Here is a 16468-nt window from a genome sequence, read left to right as displayed (position 1 = left end):
CCCGCGGGACGGCTCGCGCCTCGCGGCGAGCGCCGTCGCGACACGCCGCGGCGCGGCGCGTCCCGCCGGCTCAGCTCTGGTTGAAGAAGCCCTTCTCGATCAGCCTCGCGCGCTCCTCGGCGGAGACCTCGACGTTGCGGGGCGTGAGCAGGAAGACCTTGTCGGCGATCCGCTGCATGCCGCCGTCGAGCGCGTAGGTGAGACCTGACGAGAAGTCGATCAGCCGCTTGGAGAGGTCCGTGTCGGACCCCTGCAGGTTGAGGATGACCGGGATCGAGTCCTTGAACTTGTCCGCCACGTCCTGGGCGTCGTTGAACGACTTCGGTACGACGAGATGCACGCGGACCTCCCCGCTGCGACCGTTGCGGACACCCGCACCGCTACTGCTGCTGTTGCCGCTCCCGCTGCCGCCGACCGGGCGCAGCACGCTCGTGCGCCGCTCGGCCGGAGCGTCGTCCGCGAAGATGTCGTCGATCTCGTCACGACGCCGGCGGCTGCTGCTGAGCCGGCGCACGTTCGGACGCTCGCGGTACTGATCTTCGAGCTCGGCTTCTGGTTCGGGTTCGGTGTACTGCCGCTCACGCTCGCGTCCCCGACCGCGATCGCGGTCGCGATCGTAATCGGGTTCGTCGTCGTAGTCGTGCTCGACGGCGAGGCCGAAGTAGACGAGCGCGCGGTGCCAGGTGTCGCGAAATGCCATGACGGTGAGTGGTTCGCGCAGGCTCGGTGAATCCCTGCACGCCGATCCATTATGCGCTTCGGCAACATTTCGCGCGCCCCGCTGGCACAGAAGCGCCGGATGTCAGCTGTACAGGGTCGAGCCGAGGCGCACGATCGTGGCGCCCTCCTCGACCGCGACCTCGTAGTCCTGCGAGGTCCCCATCGAGAGGCGCTGGAGCCCGTGCTGCTCCGCCAGCTCCCGCAATGCGGCGAAATGGCGGCGATTGTCCTCCGCGCGCGGCGCCAGCGGCGGCATCGTCATCAGGCCGGTGACGGGCACAGGGCAGCGCGCGGCGAACGCGGCCAGATCCGCTGGCGCGACGCCGCTCTTGGACGCCTCGCCCGCGACGTTGACCTCGATCAGCACCTCCAGCTGCGGCCCCGCCAGCGCCTTGTGGCGGCCGAGCTGCTCCAGCACCGAGTCGCTGGAGACGGAGTGGATCAGCCGCACCCACGGCAGCACCTGCTTGACCTTGCGACTCTGCAGGTGGCCGATGAAATCCCACGTGAAGAGGCCGGGATGGGCGCCCGCCTTCGCCTCCAGATCCTGCGCGCGGTTCTCGCCGACGAGCGTGACGCCGGCCTGCGCGAGCACCGCGATCGACTCCAGCGGCACGTACTTGACCGCCGCCAGCAGCTCGACCTCCTCCGGTCCGCGCCCCGACAGCGCCGCCGCCACCGCGATCCGCTCCTGCGCCTCGACGAGGTTCGCGCGCACGCGATCGGCGTCGAGGCCGTAGACGGGTTCAACCATCGTCGCTCCGTCGTCCGCGCTCGCCGCTCGCCGCCGCGGGCGCGCCGCGCAGGTCGCGGCTCACGCCAGCCACGCGACGCCCGCCTGGCGGCCGGTGACGCCGCCGTCGCGGCGGTGGGAGAAGAACAGCGCCGGGTCGCTGCAGATCGTGCAGAGCGCGACGTCGTGGACCTCCGCGACGCCGGCCGCGCGCAGCTCGCGCCGCGCGATCGCCTTCAGGTCGACGTGGTCGCCGACGCGCACCGAGTCGCCGTGCCGCGCGAACGCCGCGTGCACCTCGGCGCCGGTCTCGTAGCAGCAGACCCCGGCCCCGGGCCCGATCGCGGCGGCGATCGGGCCGCTCGCGCCCAGCTCGCGCAGCGCCCGCACGCCCTCCTCCAGCACGCCGCCCGCGAGCCCGCGCCAACCGGCGTGGACCATCGCGACGGCGCCGCAGGAGATCAGCGCGACCGGCAGGCAGTCGGCGGCGAGCACGAGCGTCGCGACGCCCGCGAGCGCGGTCGCCTGCCCGTCGGCGGGCGCGGGTCTGGCGATCGGCTCCGGCGGCGTCGTGACGCGCCGCACGGCGGCCTCGTGCACCTGAAAGCCCTGCGCGATCGCCTCCTGCCGCATGCAGATCGCGGCCGCGAGCCGATCGCGGTTCTCTTCGACGGCCGCGGGCTCGTCATCGGTCCAGCGGCCCAGGTTGAGCGAGTCGTACGGCCCGCGCGAGACCCCGCCGCGGCGCGTCGTGAACAGCGCCCGCCCACCGGGCAGCTCGATCCCGACGTGCTCGCGATGCCACTCGAAGGGGGCGGGAAGCTTCATTGGCCGGATGGTAGCCGCGGCGAGACGGTCAGCCCACGTTCGCCGCCGCCACCGCCACGCTCAGCTCCGCGTCGCGCCCGTCCGCCTCGCCGTCGAGCTTCGCGCGCAGCGCCGCAGCCAGACCGCGCCCGACCGCCTCGCCCTGCGGGACCCCGGCCGCGCGCAGGTCGTCGCCGTCGATCGCCAGCCGCACCCCGCGCAGCTCGTCGCGCCAGCGGGCCGCAGCGACGGCGGCTGTCTCGCCCCCGAGCGCGCCCGCGAGAGCGGCCAGCTCGGGGCTCGCGCCGCGCAGCGCGTCCACGATCGCCGACGGGCGCTCGTCGCCACCGCTTCGCGCTACCCCCGCGCCCGCGCGCGCAGCCGCGCCGTCGCCCGCGTCGGGTCGGCGCGCGCCCGTCCCTGCCGCCGCCAGCCGCTCCCCCGCCCGCGCGGCTCCATGCGCCGCGGCGACGACCGTGTCGCGTGCCCGCGCGGAGAAGCCGAGGTCGCCGAGCCAGGCGGCCAGCGGGGCGCCGACACGCAGCGTCGCGACGGCCAGCAGGAGCAGGTCCGGGCGGCCGTCGGGGGCGAGCAGGGCGCGGGCCCGCGCGGCCAGCTCGGGATCGAACGAGAGCCTCGGCACGAGCGCGTCGCCGCCGCCCCAGCCGGCGATCCACGCGAGCGCGGCCGCGGCCTCGGGCTCGCGCAGCAGCAGCCGCAGCTCGTTGCCGATCCGCGTGCTTGTGACAGTCCGCAGCGCGCCGTCGGCGATCGCCTCGTCGGCGAGGCGCGACGTCGCTGGCTCGACGCCGAAGCCGAGCCGCGTCGCGTAGCGGACGAGCCGCAGCAGCCGCGTCGGGTCCTCGCGGAAGCTCTCCGCGTGCAGGACGCGCAACTGCCGCTGCGCGAGGTCCTCGAACGCGTGCTCGACCGCCGCGACGCGCCCGTCGAAGGCGACCGCGATCGCGTTGACGCTGAAGTCGCGCCGCCGCAGATCCTGTTCCAGCGTGCCGGGCTGCACATCGGGCAGCGCGCCCGGCCGCGCGTAACGCTCGGTGCGAGCCCGCGCCAGGTCGTAGGAACGCCCGTCGGCGACGACGGTCGCGGTACCGAAGCGGTCGTGCAGCTGCACGGTCCCGGCGAGTCCCTCGGCCAAGCGAGCCGCGACCTCGCCCGCGTCGCCTTCGACGACGAGGTCGAGGTCGAGCGGCGCATCCCCCAGCAGCACATCGCGCACCGCTCCACCAACCACGAACACGCGTGGATCGCCGCCCAGCACGCGCAGCAGCGGAGCCGCAGCGGGCAGCGTTCGCAGGCGCTCGGAGAGGTCGCTGGGCGAGTTCTTCACAGCGCTGTACTACCATGCGCGGCCGATGCCGAGCCCCAAGCCACGCCGTCGGCGCGGTCTGCTCGTCGCCCTCGCCGCCGCCCTGGTGCTGATCGTTGCAGGCGGCGCGACCGCCTTCCTGCTGCTGCGGGAGCCTGGCGACGTGTCCAATCCGGACGTCGCGTTCACCGCGACCAGCGAGACGACGACGCAGCCGCCGCCCGCCCCACCGAGACCCAGAGCGAGACCGGTCGACACGTTCTCGTGGCCGACCTACGGCCTCAACGAGGCGCGCACGCGCACCTGGAGCAACTCGCCCGCGTACCTCAGACCGCCGTTCAAGCGCGGCTGGACCTACCGCGGCGACGTGCTGATCGAGTTCCCGCCCGTGATCAGAGGCCCCGACCTGTTCGTCTTCGACGACGACGGCTGGCTGCGCTCGCTGAACAAGCTGACGGGCGAGATCCAGTGGCGCCAGCACGTCGGCAAGCTCGCCGCGGCCTCGCCCGCGATCGGCGACGGCAACGTCTACGTCGTCGCGCTGCAGCGGCTCGACGGCACCAACGCCGGCAGAGTCGCCGCCTTCCGCGAGACCGACGGCAAGCCGCTGTGGTCAAAGGACCTGCCCAGCCGCGCCGAGTCCTCGCCCCTGCTGCGCGACGGCACGCTCTACTTCGGCACCGAGAACGGGACCGTCTTCGCGCTCGACGCCAGAAACGGGCGCACGAAGTGGACCTACCAGGCGGCCGGCGCGGTCAAGGGCGCGCCGGCCTACGACGGCGGCAACCTCTACTTCGGCGACTACGGCGGCAAGGTCCAGGCCGTGCGGGCGCGCGACGGCAGGCGCGTCTGGCAGGTCGGCACCAACGGGACGAAGTTCGGCTTCGGCTCCGGCCAGTTCTACTCGACCCCCGCGATCGCGTTCGGCCGCGTCTACCTCGGCAACACCGACAGCCGCGTCTACTCGTTCTCGACGAAGGACGGCGCGCTCGGCTGGGCGACCGGGACCGGTGGCTACGTCTACGCGGCGCCCGCGGTGGCGAACATCAGAGGCCTCGGCCCGACCGTCTACGCCGGCTCCTACGATGGCAACTTCTACGCCTTCGACGCGCGCACCGGCGCCGTCCGCTGGAAGTTCGCCAGCGGCAACCGCATCTCCGGCTCGCCGACGGTGCTCGACGACATCGTCTACTTCTCCAACCTCGGCGCCTACGACTCGCACGGGCTCAACGCGCGCACCGGCAAGCCGGTCTTCAAGTTCCCCGAGGGCTCCTACACCCCGGTCGTCGCCGACCGCCGCGCGGTCTACCTCGTCGGCTACAACAACATCTTCGAGCTGCTGCCGACGCGCAGACCGAGAGCGTGGAGAGCCGCGCAGGCCGCGCTGGTCGAGGCCGTTCGGATCGCGCGCGTCGAAGCCCGCAGAGCGGCTGCGAGGGACGCCGCCACGCCTGCCGTCAGAAGAGCCGCGAGAACCGCGAGAAGAGCCGGCAGAAGAGCAAGACGGAGCGCGAGAAGAGCTGTCAGAAGAGCAAGACGGAGCGCGAGAAGAGCAAGAAGGGCCGTGCGCAGAGCCAGACGGGCCGTGCGCAGAGCGAGAACGGGAAGAGCGAAGGGCTAGTCGACCGCGCGGATCGAGACGCCGGCCGCGGCCAGGTGCGCCTTGATCTGCGGCACGGTGAATCTGCCGTAGTGCAGGATCGACGCGCACAGGACGGCGTCGGCACCCGCTTCCAGCGCCTGCGTCAGGTGGTCCAGCTCGCCGGCGCCGCCGGAGGCGATCACCGGGACGTTGACGGCCGCCGCGACGGCAGCCGTCAGCGGCAGGTCGTAGCCGACGTTGCTGCCGTCCCTGTCCATCGAGGTCAGGAGGATCTCCCCCGCCCCGCGCTCGGCCCCCTCGCGCGCCCACTCGACCGCGTCGAGCCCGGTCGCCTTGCGCCCACCGGCGACGAAGACCTCCCAATGCTTTCGCGAGCCGGACGAGCTCTGCTCGATCGGATCGGGAAAGCACTGCTTCGCGTCGATCGCGAGCACGACGCACTGCGCGCCGAACTGCTCCGCCATCTCGTCGATCAGCTCGGGCCGCGCGACCGCGGCCGAGTTGACCGCGACCTTGTCGGCGCCCGCGTCGAGCACCGCCTGCGCGTCCTCGACGGAGCGGATCCCGCCGCCGATCGTGAACGGGATGAAGACGTTGTCGGCCGTGCGCCGCGCCAGTTCGACGACCGTGTCGCGCTGCGAGGAGGTCGCCGTGATGTCGAGGAAGACCAGCTCGTCGGCGCCGGCGGCGTCGTAGCGCTCGGCCAGCTCGATCGGATCGCCGGCGTCTCTGATGTCGACGAACGCCGTGCCCTTCACGACACGGCCGGCGTCGACGTCGAGGCAGGGGATGACGCGCTTGGCGTGCACGCGAGCGGCCCGCCCCTACGCCTTCGCCGTCGGCTTCAGCGCGTCGAGCGCCTCGGCGACGGTGAACTTCCGCTCGTACAGCGCCTTGCCGACGATCACGCCGTTGAGGTTGACCTGGCGCAGGCTCGCGAGCGCGGCGAGGTGGTCGAGCGTGCCGATCCCGCCCGAGTAGATGAACGCGCCTCTGACGACGGTCGCGATCCGCGCGACCTCGTCGAGGTCGGGGCCGTTCAGCATGCCGTCGCGCTCGATGCTGGAGTAGACGAGCTTCTTCACGCCGCGGCGCTGCAGATGGTCGATGACCGCGGTCGCCTCCATCTCCGTCTGCTCGGTCCAGCCGGCGCTGGCGACCTTGCCGCCGCGCACGTCGACGGAGACGACGACGCGCTCGCCGTAGGCGGCGACGGCGTCGTCGAGGAAGTCGACGTCGTTGAAGGCGGCGGTGCCGAGGATGACGCGCTCGGCGCCGGCCTCGATCGCGGCGTCGACGGCCGCGCGCGAGCGCAGCCCGCCGCCGAACTCGACCGGCACGCCCAGCTCGCCGGCGATCCGGCGCAGGTGCTCGAGGTTGGCCGGTCTGCCGTCGCGGGCGCCGTCGAGGTCGACGACGTGCAGCCATCTGGCGCCGCCCTCGACCCACGCGCGCGCGGCGCTGAGCGGGTCGGCGTCGTAGACGGTCTCGTCGGCGAAGTCGCCCTGTCTGAGGCGGACGGCGCTGCCGCCGCGGATGTCGATTGCGGGGTAGAGGATCATGCGTGAGATTGGGATTGCACTCGGTCGGGGTCGGTGGCGTGCGCGTCGGTGCCGCCGCACGCGGCGCTGAAGCTGGCCAGCAGCGTCAGCCCGAAGCGGGAGGACTTCTCGGGGTGGAACTGCACGCCGAAGACGTTGTCGCGCGCGACGGCGCTGACGAAGCGCTCGCCGTAGACGGCGGTGCCGAGCGCGTCGGAGGGATCGGTCGGCGAGACCACGTACGAGTGCACGTGGTAGAAGGCGACCGCCTGCGGCAGCGCGGCGTTGAGGCGCGTGGCGCGCTCGAAGCGCACGACGTTCCAGCCGATGTGCGGCACGCGCTCGCCCTTCGCGTCGAGCGGTCGCACCTCGCCCGCGAGCAGCCCGAGGCCCGTCGCCGGCTCGACCTCGCTGGAGGACTCGAACAGCAGCTGCATGCCGAGGCAGATCCCCAGCACGGGCACGCCGGCGCCCGCGCGCTCGCGGATCACCTCGTCGAGCCCCAGCTCGCGCAGGTTGCGCATCGCGCGCGGGAAGGCGCCGACGCCCGGCACGACGACGCCGTCGGCGGCGCGGATCGCGTCGTGGTCGCGCGTCACCAGCGGCCGCGCGCCGACGTGCGCGAACGCCTTCTCGACCGAGCGGCGGTTGCCCATCCCGTAGTCGAGGATCGCGATCGTGGGCGAAGCTGCGGCCTGCGGCCTTGCGTCGCCTTCGAAGAACTCGCCCGGGGGGCTCGTTCTTCGGGTTGGCGGCGTGCCGGTCACGAGGTGAGCGTTCCCTTGGTGCTCGGGACGCCCGTCTCGGTCGGGTCGATCGCGACGGCGCCGCGCAGCGCGCGCGCGAACGCCTTGAAGAGCGCCTCGACGATGTGGTGCACGTTGGTGCCGGCCTCGACCGTCAGGTGCAGCGCCATTCTGGCGTTGCCGGCGACGGCGCGGAAGAACTCCTCGGCCAGCTCGTGGTCGAAGTTGCCGATCGTGCCGGGCGGCAGCGCGACCTCCCAGGCGACGTAGGCGCGGCCGGAGATGTCGATCGCGACGGCGGCGCGCGCCTCGTCCATCGGCACCGTCGCCTGCCCGTAGCGGTGGATCCCGCGGCGGTCGGCGAGCGCGCGGTCGATCGCCTGCCCGAGGCAGATGCCGACGTCCTCGACGGTGTGGTGCGCGCCCGTCTGCAGGTCGCCGGTGGCGGCGACCGCGAGGTCGAGCCGGCCGTGGCGCGCGAGCAGGTCGAGCATGTGGTCGAAGAAGCCGACGCCGGTCGTGCGCTCGCCGGCGCCCGCGCCGTCGAGGTCCAGCGTCAGGTGGATCTCGGTCTCGCCCGTCGTGCGGTCGATCGTCGCGGTGCGCTCGCTCATGAGGAGGGATTCTCCCGCATGCGGGCCTCCATCGACTCCGCGTGCAGCTCGAATCCCTCCGCACGGGCGATCGCGGCACCCGCGGGCGCCAGCGTCGCGGCCGCCGCGGCGGGGATCCGCACCTCCGCCATGCGGCGCCGGAAGTGCCGCGCGGACAGCCCGGAGGCGAAGCGCGCGGCGCCGTCGGTCGGCAGCGTGTGGTTGGAGCCGGCGACGTAGTCGCCGAACGCGGTCGCGCCGTTGGCGCCGACGAACAGGCAGCCGGCGTTGCGGACCTCGTCGGCGAGCGCCTCGGCGCCGGCGCCGATCAGCTCCAGGTGCTCGGGCGCGAAGGCGTTGGCGAGCGCCAGCGCGTCGTCGAGGTCGCGCGTCTGCACGAGCGCGCCGACCCCGGGCTCGGGCACGACCGAGAGCCCGTCGGAGAGCGCTTCGAGCGCGTCCCCGTCCGGCGAGACCGCGATCACGAGGCTGTCGCCGCCGTGCTCCGCCTGCGCGCGCAGGTCGAGCGCGACGAGGCGGATGTCGGCGCCGCGGTCGAACAGCACGAGCACGTCGCTCGGTCCCGCGAAGCCGTCGATCCCGACGCGGCCGGCGCCCTGCACCTGGCGCTTGGCCTCCTGCACCCACAGGCTGCCGGGGCCGACGATCACGTCGACCGGCGCCACCGTCTCGGTGCCGTAGGCGAGCGCGGCGATCGCCTGCGCGCCGCCCATCCGGTAGACCTCGTCCGCGCCGGCCAGCGCGGCCGCCGCGAGGATCGCCGGGTGCACGTCGCCGTCGGGGCCGGGCGGCGCGCACAGCACGACCTGCTCGACACCGGCCGTCACGGCCGTCACGACGCCCATCAGGACCGTGCTCGGGTACGGCGCGCGGCCGCCGGGCACGTAGACGGCGGCCCGTCGCACCGGGACCTCGCGCAGGCGCACGCTCTGGCCGTGGCCGAGCGTCACCTCGCGGGTCTCGTCGAGCCCGATCGCGGCGACGACGCCGATGTTCTGCGCCGCGACCTCAAGGCCAGCGCGGACGTCGGGCGCCAGCGAGTCGAGCGCCGCCTGCAACTCCGCGTCGGTGACGCGCAGCGGCTTCGGCTCCGCGCCGCCGGTGTCGTGCTTGCGCGTCAGCTCGACGACTGCCGCGTCGCCGCGCGCCCGCACGTTGGCGAGGATCGCGGCGACCGGCTCGGTGACCGAGGCACCGGTCGGGACGAGCGCGCGCAGCTGCTCGGCGAGGGCGGGAGCTGCGGCGGCGTCGGGCAGCGTGAGGCGCTCAAGCCGCACGCAGCCGCTCCACTATCGCGTCGATCGCGGCGGCCTTGAGCTTGTGCGCGACCGGGTTGGCGATCAGCCGCGCCGTCGTCACCGCGATCTCCTCGCGCACGACGAGTCCGTTCTCGCGCAGTGTCGTGCCGGTCGCGGTCAGGTCGACGATCGCGTCGACCATGCCGGTCAGCGGCGCCAGCTCGACCGATCCCTTCACCTCGACGATCTCGGCCTGGCGGCCGGTGCGCTCGAAGTGGTTCATCGCGATCTTGCGGTACTTCGTCGCGATCCGCATCACGCCCAGGCGCCGCAGCGCCTCCGCGCCGGCGTCGTCGCCTGCGACCGACGCGAGCACCATCACGCAGCGGCCGAAGCCGAGGTCGAGCAGCTCGTAGACCTCGCGCTCGGACTGCTCCATCAGCACGTCCTTGCCGGTGATGCCGATGTCGGCGGCGCCGGACTCGACGTACGTCGGCACGTCCGAGGGCCGCATCGTGACGATCCCGACGTCTCTGAACAGCAGCTTGCGGTCGTTGGCGCGGATCTCGCTGGTGTCGATCCCGAGCCGGTCGAGCAGGTCAAGCGACTCGTTCATCAGCGCGCCGCGCGGCACCGCGATCGTCAGGCCGCCGTTGGGAAGCGCGCTCATCAGGATGCCTCCTCGCCGCAAGAGCGAGCCGCCAGGCGAGTTCTTCCAAGGGAATCCGAGCCGCCACGCGAGGATTCCCCGGCCAGCGCGATGTGCAGACGGTCGACGGTCAGCGCCCAGCCGACGGCTGGCAGCGGGCGCCCGAAGCGCCCGAGCAGGTCGTCGTAGCGCCCGCCGCCGCCGAGCGGCACGCCCAGCTTCGGGTCGTAGACCTGGAAGATCGCGCCGGTGTAGTAGCCGAGGTCGCGCACGAGGCCGAGGTCGAAGATGACCCGCTCGGCGACGCGCGGCTCCAGCAGCGCGTGGATTCTGCGCAGCCCCTCGGCCGCCTGGCTGGCGACGCCGTCGAGCGTCTCGAGCAGCTCCGGGCCGCCGCGCAGCTGCGGCGTGCGCTTCAGCTGGCGGATCGCGTTCGCGTCGCTCAGGCGCAGCGCGTCGACCTCACGCTCCAGCCCGACGAAGTCGCGCGTGACGAGCTCGTGCAGCATCCGCTCGCGCGGCTCGCCGACGACGTCGAGGCTGTCGAGCAGCGCCTGATACAGCGCCACGTCGCCGAGCCCGATCCGGTAGCTCTTGAGCCCGACCGCGTCGAGCGTGTCGCAGAGCAGCGTCAGCGCCTCCGCCGTGCCGTCGGGCGCGGCCGCGCCGATCAGCTCGATGCCGGCCTGCAGGAACTCGCGCGACTGGCCGCGCTGCGGCTTGATGCCACGGTAGGCGGCCGCGAAGTAGCACAGCCGCACGGGCGGCTCCGCGGTCGCGAAGCGCGTCGCGACCAGGCGCGCGATCGGCACCGTCATGTCGGAGCGCAGCGTCAGCACGTTGCCGGCCTCGTCGAACAGGCGGTAGACCGGCAGCGCGCCGCCGACCCCGCCGATCGCGAGCGTGTCCTCGTACTCGAGCGCAGGTGTGGAGACCTCGCCGTAGCCGGCGCGGTCGAAGACGTCGTAGGCGGCGGCGAGGATCGCGCGCAGCTCTCGCATCTCGTCGGGCAGCACGTCGCGCGTGCCGCTGGGGATCGGATGGATCACGGGTGGACCGGGCCGGCTAGTGGGCGTGGATGCGGTCGCCGTCTTCGACGCGCTCGATGCGGGCGCCGAGCGCGCGCAGGCGCTCGTCGATCCGCTCGTAGCCGCGGTCGATCTGGCGGATGTTGCCGATCTCGGTCGTCCCCTGCGCGGCCAGGGCGGCGATCAGCATCGCCATGCCGGCGCGGATGTCGGGCGACTCGACGCGCTCGCCGCGCAAGCGGCGCGGGCCGACGACGAGCGCGCGGTGCGGATCGCAGATCGTGATCGCGGCGCCCATCAGCTGCAGCTTATCGGTGAAGAAGAGCCGGTTCTCGAACATCTTCTCGTGGATGATCACCGATCCCTCCGACTGTGTCGCGAGCGCGAGCGCGATCGAGGTGAGGTCGGCGGGGAAGGCCGGCCACGGGCCGTCCTCGACCTTCGGCTGGTAGCCGCCGGCATCGTTGGTGATGACGAGCTTCTGGTTGCCCGGCACGAACATGTCGTTGCCGCGCATCTCGGTCTCAAGGCCGATGCGGGCGAAGATCAGCCGCACCATCCGCAGGTCCTCGGGATACGTGTCCTTGATCAGCAGCTCGCCGCCGGTCACGCCGGCGAGCGCCATGAAGGAGCCGATCTCGATGTGGTCAGGGCCGATCCGGTGCTCGCAGCCGTGCAGCCTGTCGACGCCGTGGACGGTCATCACGTTGGAGCCGATCCCGTCGATCTGCGCGCCCATCTTCACGAGCATGCGCGCGAGGTCCTGCACGTGCGGCTCGGAGGCGGCGTTGCGGATGATCGTCGAGCCGGGCGTCAGCGCGGCGGCCATCAGCGCGTTCTCGGTCGCCATCACGGACGGCTCGTCCATCAGGAAGTCGCAGGCGGTCAGGCCGCGCGGGGCCGTCAGCAGGATGTCGCGGTCCTGCTCGATCGTCGCGCCGAGCGCCTTGAAGGCGTCGAGATGCGGATCGAGGCGGCGGCGGCCGATCACGTCGCCGCCCGGCGGCGGCATCAGCGCGCGGCCGTAACGGGCGAGCAGCGGACCGGCGAGCAGGAACGACGCGCGGATGCGCTCGGACAGGCTGCGGTCGAGGTCGGTCTTGGTGACCCCGTCAGCGCGTATCGCGACGTCGTTGTCGCCGATCCAGTCGGCCTTCGCGCCGAGATCCGCGAGCAGCTCGATCTGCGACTGCACGTCGCTGATGCGCGGCACGTTGCGCAGCACGACCTCGTCGTCGGTCAGGAGGGTGGCGGCAAGGATCGGCAAAGCGCCGTTCTTGTTGCCCGCGGGCGTGAACGTACCGGAAAGCGGCACGCCGCCTTGTATGACGAACTTCTCCATAAGAGGGGGATGGCGTCGGCCCCGCAGATCGGTCACGGAGATGGGGTCGGAGCCGGAACGCTGAGCTAGGGTAACAGCCATGCCAGGGGGGATTTCGCGCGACATGGCCTGGACCCTCTTTTGCGAGTGGACCGAGTCCGATTCCCTGCGCCGTCACGTGCTCGCCGTCGAAGCCGCCATGCGAGCGTACGCGCGCCATTTCGGCGAGGACGAAGAATTGTGGGGCATCACCGGGCTGCTTCACGATCTGGACTACGAGCGGTTCCCGTCGCTGGAGGACGGCCATCCGCGGATCGCGATGCGGGAGCTGGAGCGCCGCGGCTATCCGGATGAGATCATTCGAGCAATCGGATCGCACGCGGACGAAATGGGACTGACGCGCGATTCGCAGCTGGAGCGCGCGTTGTACGCCGTCGACGAGCTGAGCGGGTTCGTCCTCGCGTGCGCATACGTACGACCCGAGGGCCTTCAGGGCATGACGCCGAAGTCGGTCAAGAAGAAGATGAAGACGGCGAGCTTCGCCGCCGCCGTCGACCGCGACCAGCTGCGCAGCGGCGCAGCCGCCCTCGGCGTCGACTTCGACGAGCACGTCGCCTTCGTGATCGCCGCGCTCGCCGAGCAGTCCGACACGCTGCTTCCGCCGCGCGATCCCGACCCGACCGCCTGATGCTCGACGCCTACCGGGTCCTGCTGCAGCCCCCCGGGACTGCGCGGCTGATCGTCTCGCTGCTGATCGGCCGGATCCCGATCGGCATCTTCTCGCTCGCGATCGTGCTGCTGGTGCGCGCCGAGACCGGCTCGTTCGCCCAGGCGGGCGCGGCCAGCGCCGCATGGGCGATCGGCGCCGGCTTCCTCGCGCCGATCCAGGGCCGACTCGTCGACCGCTTCGGCCAAGCGCCGGTGCTGATCCCCTCGACGCTCGCCAACGCGCTCGCGGTGATCGGCGTGATCACCTGCGCGCGCAACGATTCGCCGACGTGGGCGCTGTGCCTGTTCGCGTTCGTCGGCGGCGCCGCGCTGCCGCCACTGGGCGCCTGCATGCGTTCCGTCTGGGCGCAGGTGTTCGAGCACGACGCCGACGCGCGCAACACCGCCTACACGTTCGAGGGCATCGTCGCGGAGGCGTTCTTCATCGTCGGGCCGGTCATCACGACGGTGCTGATCGCCATAAGCTCGACGCCCGTCGCGCTGATCGTCGCGATCGCGCTGAGCCTGACCGGCACGCTCTGGTTCGCGACCGCCCCGCTGGCGCGCTCGTGGAGAAGCCCGCCGTACGAGCGCACGCGCGCGGGCGCGCTCGGCTCCCCCGGCATGCGCACGATGATGCTCGCGATCGTGCCGACGGGGATCTCGTTCGGCGCGCTGGAGGTCGCGCTGCCGGCGTTCGCGGTCGAGCATGGCCAGGAGGCTGAGCTGGCGGGGATCCTGTTGTCGCTGATGGCGGTCGGCAGCGTGCTCGGCGGTGTCTGGTACGGCGCGCGGCAGTGGTCGAGCCCGGTCGTCTCGCGCTTCATCGTCCTGCACGTCGTGCTCGCGCTGACGACGCTGCCGCTGCTGATCGCCAACTCGATCCCGCTGATGGGCGTGATGGCGGTGATCGCCGGGCTCGCGCTGGCACCGTCGGCCGCAGCCGCCTACCTGCTGATCGACCACGTCGCCCCGCCCGGCACGACGACCGAGGCGACCACCTGGATGATGACCGCCAACGTCGCGGGCGCCGCCGCCGGCGCCGCGCTCGCGGGCATCATCGTCGAGGCGACCAACGCGCGCTGGGGCATCGCGCTCGCGTGCATCGGCCCGGTGATCGGAGCGCTGATCTCGATCGCCCTGCGCGGGACGCTGTATCCCGCCTATGAGCCTCCGGTCGAGCAGACGCGGCGGGAGGCGGTCTAGCCGCTCACTGCCAACGGCCGCCCGCGGTCGCCCAGGCGCGCAGGTGGTCGGTCGTGCAGAAGGCGTCGGCAATGCGGTACTCGCCGCGATGGCGGACGAGCAGCACACGCGTGTCGTCGAGCGGTTCGCCGCAGTGGGCGCACGCTCTCAGCGCGGGCTCCTCGCGCGGCTGCGGCGTCAGCGTGCCGGCGCCCCAGTGCGGTCCCTGGATCGCCCACGGCACGACGTGCTCCAGCCGGCAGAAGGCGGCGAGCCGCTCTCCCGCCTGCTCGGCCGCGCGGTAGCCGTCATCCGGCTCGATCGCGGCGCCACACCAGCTGCATCTCACATCGGTCACGCGCGAGACCCTAGCGCCGGGCCGCGCCACAGGTATCCGGGGCGATCTCCTCGGCTATCGTCCGGCGCATGTCCGAGCCGCTGAAGATCACCATCCTCGAAGGCGACGAGACGGGTCAGGAACTGCTCGACCAGGCCGTTCGCGTGCTCGACCCCGAGGTGACGGGTCTGGCGCTTGAACTCGAGCATTTCGACCTCTCGCTCGCAAATCGCCGCGCGACCCAGAACGGCGTCGTGCACGAAGCCGCGATCGCGATGCGCAAGTCCGGCTTCGGCATCAAGGCCGCGACGATCACGCCCGAGGGCGCCGACGACGTCGGCTCGCCGAACCGGATCCTCCGCGAGGAGGTCGACGGCAAGGTGATCATCCGCACCGGCCGCCGGATCCCGGGCGTGACGCCGATCGCCGGCGTCCACTACCCGATCTCGATCGTGCGGATGGCGATCGAGGACGCCTACGGCGCGAAGCAATGGCGCGAGGGCGACGCCGGCGCCGCCGACGAGGTCGCCTACCGCACCGAGCACGTCACGCGCTCGACCTGTCGCGCCGTCTCCGAGTACGCCTTCCGCGCCGCGCGTGCGATGCAGGCGCGCGTCTACGGCGGCCCGAAGTGGACCGTCTCCCCGATCTACGAAGGGATGCTCAAGGAGGAGATGGACGCCGCGGCCCTGCGCCACGCCGACGTCGCCTACGAGCCGGTCCTGATCGACGCGACGTACGCCGGGCTCGTCAGCGGCGCGGCCGACCAGCCGCTCGTCGTCCCCGCGCTCAACCGCGACGGCGACTGCCTCTCCGATCTCGTGCTGCCGATGTTCGGCTCGATCGCCGGCGCCGAGTCGGTGCTGCTGTCGTTCGACGACCAGTACCAGACGAAGGTCGCGATGGTCGAGGCGCCCCACGGCACCGCGCCCGCGCTGAGAGGCAAGGACGTCGCGAACCCGATGGCGATGCTGCTGGCGACCGGCGCCGTCCTGCGCCACGCCGCCGAGCGCGACCACCCCGGCGCCGAGCGCGCCTCGCGCGCGATCTACGAGTCGGTGCTCGAGGCGACCGCGACCGGCGTCAAGACGCCGGACCTCGGCGGCCACGCCGGCACGACCGAGTTCACCGACGCAGTGATCGACCGGGTCCGGACCAAGATCGAGGTCTGGTCCACGCTCGGGTCCAACTGACCCGCAGTTTCGGCCAGGCCCACCGCGCCGGGCCCGCAGCACCGCGCCGGGGCCCGGCAGCGCGAGGACCGAAGGATTACTACTACTCTGCAGTCGCAATCCTTCGGTCCTCCGGCGCGAGCCGCCGCCCCTCGCGGATCCCGGTCGCCGACACGAACATGCTTTCGTGTCGGCAGACCCTCGCTGCAACTTTCATTGCAGCCGATGCGTCGCTTTCACCCGTAAAGACGGCGCATTCTGCGATCTCTTCGCATCTGGAGCGGATGCAGTGCGGTTCCATCCGAGAAGGTGGCTACCTTACCGAACACATGTTCTCTTCTCGTGTACCCAGGCTGATCGGCGCGGCGCTGATGGATCTCGCCGAGGCGATGCTCCGTCCCGTCGACCACGAGGCGGCCGCGGCGAGCGACCGCGACTGGCTCACCGAGCCGCTGTTCGAACTCGAGCCGACGCAGGAGCAGACGTACCCGCACCGCCGCCCCGCCCGCATCGAGCGCCGGCGTCGCCCGGGCACCGTCGATCGCGCGACCCAACCGTGCAGCTCTCCGCTCCCGCAACGCCACCCGGCGCTCCGCGCCGGCGAACGCACCGCTCGCTAGCCCCGCTCTGCCTGGCGTGTGGGTCGAGTTCTGGCTTGGTGGTTGCGGCGTGGTGTGGGTTGTTAAAGGGGTGTGGCCCCGTCATCGGCGGATGACGGGGCCACACACATGTGCTACGG

At 72.3% G+C, this 16468-nt stretch carries 18 protein-coding genes; 5 read left to right on the top strand and 13 right to left on the bottom strand.

Translation table 11 applies throughout. The features are described from left to right. Window positions 1-70: 70 nt before the first annotated feature. From Q7L65_RS08385 to Q7L65_RS08370, 4 genes are all read right to left on the bottom strand, one after another. A complete protein-coding gene (locus tag Q7L65_RS08385; protein WP_304720317.1) occupies window positions 71-700 on the bottom strand; it encodes a cell division protein SepF in 630 nt (209 codons plus the stop codon). Window positions 701-802: 102 nt separating this feature from the next. Further along, window positions 803-1474 (bottom strand): YggS family pyridoxal phosphate-dependent enzyme, encoded by a 672-nt coding sequence (locus Q7L65_RS08380; RefSeq protein ID WP_304720314.1) that lies wholly within the window; start codon window positions 1472-1474, stop codon window positions 803-805. A gap of 60 nt (window positions 1475-1534) precedes the next feature. Continuing rightward, window positions 1535-2281, bottom strand: a complete 747-nt coding sequence (locus tag Q7L65_RS08375) for a polyphenol oxidase family protein (protein ID WP_304720313.1) — start codon at window positions 2279-2281, stop codon at window positions 1535-1537. A 28-nt stretch (window positions 2282-2309) separates the two neighbouring features. Next, complete coding sequence (locus Q7L65_RS08370; RefSeq protein ID WP_304720312.1) at window positions 2310-3608, bottom strand: hypothetical protein; 1299 nt, start codon at window positions 3606-3608, stop codon at window positions 2310-2312. A 25-nt stretch (window positions 3609-3633) separates the two neighbouring features. Between Q7L65_RS08370 and Q7L65_RS08365 the strand changes: the two genes are divergently transcribed. Then, complete coding sequence (locus tag Q7L65_RS08365) at window positions 3634-5208, top strand: PQQ-like beta-propeller repeat protein (protein ID WP_304720310.1); 1575 nt, start codon at window positions 3634-3636, stop codon at window positions 5206-5208. On the opposite strand, the gene hisF is transcribed toward Q7L65_RS08365, so the two are convergent. Genes hisF through murA form a run of 8 tightly spaced genes read right to left on the bottom strand, consistent with a single transcriptional unit; the run spans window position 5205 to window position 12348 of the window. Further along, the gene (hisF, locus tag Q7L65_RS08360; protein ID WP_304720309.1) at window positions 5205-5999 is read right to left on the bottom strand and encodes an imidazole glycerol phosphate synthase subunit HisF; all 795 of its coding nucleotides are present in this window, start codon (window positions 5997-5999) and stop codon (window positions 5205-5207) included. The genes Q7L65_RS08365 and hisF overlap by 4 nt on opposite strands. 15 nt (window positions 6000-6014) lie before the next feature. Then, on the bottom strand, window positions 6015-6752 hold the full coding sequence (hisA, locus tag Q7L65_RS08355) for a 1-(5-phosphoribosyl)-5-[(5-phosphoribosylamino)methylideneamino]imidazole-4-carboxamide isomerase (RefSeq protein ID WP_304720308.1): 738 nt from the start codon (window positions 6750-6752) through the stop codon (window positions 6015-6017). Next, the gene (gene hisH, locus Q7L65_RS08350; RefSeq protein ID WP_304720306.1) at window positions 6749-7498 is read right to left on the bottom strand and encodes an imidazole glycerol phosphate synthase subunit HisH; all 750 of its coding nucleotides are present in this window, start codon (window positions 7496-7498) and stop codon (window positions 6749-6751) included. The genes hisA and hisH overlap by 4 nt, the downstream gene beginning before the upstream one ends. After that, a complete protein-coding gene (gene hisB / locus Q7L65_RS08345; protein WP_304720305.1) occupies window positions 7495-8091 on the bottom strand; it encodes an imidazoleglycerol-phosphate dehydratase HisB in 597 nt (198 codons plus the stop codon). Before hisB ends, hisH begins: the two co-directional genes overlap by 4 nt. Next, window positions 8088-9368: a histidinol dehydrogenase gene (gene hisD, locus Q7L65_RS08340; protein ID WP_304720303.1), complete on the bottom strand. Its 1281-nt coding sequence runs from the start codon at window positions 9366-9368 to the stop codon at window positions 8088-8090. The genes hisB and hisD overlap by 4 nt, the downstream gene beginning before the upstream one ends. Further along, complete coding sequence (hisG, locus tag Q7L65_RS08335; protein ID WP_304720301.1) at window positions 9358-9999, bottom strand: ATP phosphoribosyltransferase; 642 nt, start codon at window positions 9997-9999, stop codon at window positions 9358-9360. Before hisG ends, hisD begins: the two co-directional genes overlap by 11 nt. Then, the gene (gene hisZ, locus Q7L65_RS08330; RefSeq protein WP_304720298.1) at window positions 9999-11027 is read right to left on the bottom strand and encodes an ATP phosphoribosyltransferase regulatory subunit; all 1029 of its coding nucleotides are present in this window, start codon (window positions 11025-11027) and stop codon (window positions 9999-10001) included. The genes hisG and hisZ overlap by 1 nt, the downstream gene beginning before the upstream one ends. Before the next feature lie 16 nt (window positions 11028-11043). Beyond that, complete coding sequence (gene murA, locus Q7L65_RS08325; protein WP_304720296.1) at window positions 11044-12348, bottom strand: UDP-N-acetylglucosamine 1-carboxyvinyltransferase; 1305 nt, start codon at window positions 12346-12348, stop codon at window positions 11044-11046. A 79-nt stretch (window positions 12349-12427) separates the two neighbouring features. Between murA and Q7L65_RS08320 the strand changes: the two genes are divergently transcribed. Further along, a complete protein-coding gene (locus tag Q7L65_RS08320; protein WP_304720294.1) occupies window positions 12428-13015 on the top strand; it encodes an HD domain-containing protein in 588 nt (195 codons plus the stop codon). After that, window positions 13015-14241, top strand: a complete 1227-nt coding sequence (locus tag Q7L65_RS08315; protein WP_304720293.1) for an MFS transporter — start codon at window positions 13015-13017, stop codon at window positions 14239-14241. Before Q7L65_RS08320 ends, Q7L65_RS08315 begins: the two co-directional genes overlap by 1 nt. 4 nt (window positions 14242-14245) lie before the next feature. On the opposite strand, the gene Q7L65_RS08310 is transcribed toward Q7L65_RS08315, so the two are convergent. Next, window positions 14246-14578, bottom strand: coding sequence for a hypothetical protein (locus Q7L65_RS08310; protein WP_304720292.1), 333 nt, complete (start codon window positions 14576-14578; stop codon window positions 14246-14248). A gap of 68 nt (window positions 14579-14646) precedes the next feature. Here Q7L65_RS08310 and Q7L65_RS08305 point away from each other — a divergent pair, with 68 nt between their 5' ends. Both Q7L65_RS08305 and Q7L65_RS08300 read left to right on the top strand, forming a co-directional pair. Further along, the gene (locus tag Q7L65_RS08305; protein ID WP_304720290.1) at window positions 14647-15750 is read left to right on the top strand and encodes an isocitrate/isopropylmalate family dehydrogenase; all 1104 of its coding nucleotides are present in this window, start codon (window positions 14647-14649) and stop codon (window positions 15748-15750) included. Between the two features lie 308 nt (window positions 15751-16058). Continuing rightward, window positions 16059-16349, top strand: coding sequence for a hypothetical protein (locus tag Q7L65_RS08300; protein WP_304720288.1), 291 nt, complete (start codon window positions 16059-16061; stop codon window positions 16347-16349). Window positions 16350-16468 lie beyond the last annotated feature (119 nt).

The sequence above is a fragment of the Conexibacter sp. CPCC 206217 genome (assembly GCF_030646165.1).
GTDB lineage: Bacteria > Actinomycetota > Thermoleophilia > Solirubrobacterales > Solirubrobacteraceae > Conexibacter.
The sequence above is the reverse complement of the archived record's forward strand: the minus strand, read 5'-3'. Positions and strand labels throughout refer to the sequence as shown.

Bases quoted from the DNA above. Each gene is read 5' to 3' on its own strand.
- Q7L65_RS08385 (WP_304720317.1), bottom strand. From the start codon at position 700: ATGGCATTTCGCGACACCTGGCACCGCGCGCTCGTCTACTTCGGCCTC.
- Q7L65_RS08380 (WP_304720314.1), bottom strand. From the start codon at position 1,474: ATGGTTGAACCCGTCTACGGCCTCGACGCCGATCGCGTGCGCGCGAAC.
- Q7L65_RS08375 (WP_304720313.1), bottom strand. From the start codon at position 2,281: ATGAAGCTTCCCGCCCCCTTCGAGTGGCATCGCGAGCACGTCGGGATC.
- Q7L65_RS08365 (WP_304720310.1), top strand. From the start codon at position 3,634: ATGCCGAGCCCCAAGCCACGCCGTCGGCGCGGTCTGCTCGTCGCCCTC.
- hisA (WP_304720308.1), bottom strand. From the start codon at position 6,752: ATGATCCTCTACCCCGCAATCGACATCCGCGGCGGCAGCGCCGTCCGC.
- hisB (WP_304720305.1), bottom strand. From the start codon at position 8,091: ATGAGCGAGCGCACCGCGACGATCGACCGCACGACGGGCGAGACCGAG.
- hisG (WP_304720301.1), bottom strand. From the start codon at position 9,999: ATGAGCGCGCTTCCCAACGGCGGCCTGACGATCGCGGTGCCGCGCGGC.
- murA (WP_304720296.1), bottom strand. From the start codon at position 12,348: ATGGAGAAGTTCGTCATACAAGGCGGCGTGCCGCTTTCCGGTACGTTC.
- Q7L65_RS08320 (WP_304720294.1), top strand. From the start codon at position 12,428: ATGCCAGGGGGGATTTCGCGCGACATGGCCTGGACCCTCTTTTGCGAG.
- Q7L65_RS08315 (WP_304720293.1), top strand. From the start codon at position 13,015: ATGCTCGACGCCTACCGGGTCCTGCTGCAGCCCCCCGGGACTGCGCGG.
- Q7L65_RS08305 (WP_304720290.1), top strand. From the start codon at position 14,647: ATGTCCGAGCCGCTGAAGATCACCATCCTCGAAGGCGACGAGACGGGT.
- Q7L65_RS08300 (WP_304720288.1), top strand. From the start codon at position 16,059: ATGTTCTCTTCTCGTGTACCCAGGCTGATCGGCGCGGCGCTGATGGAT.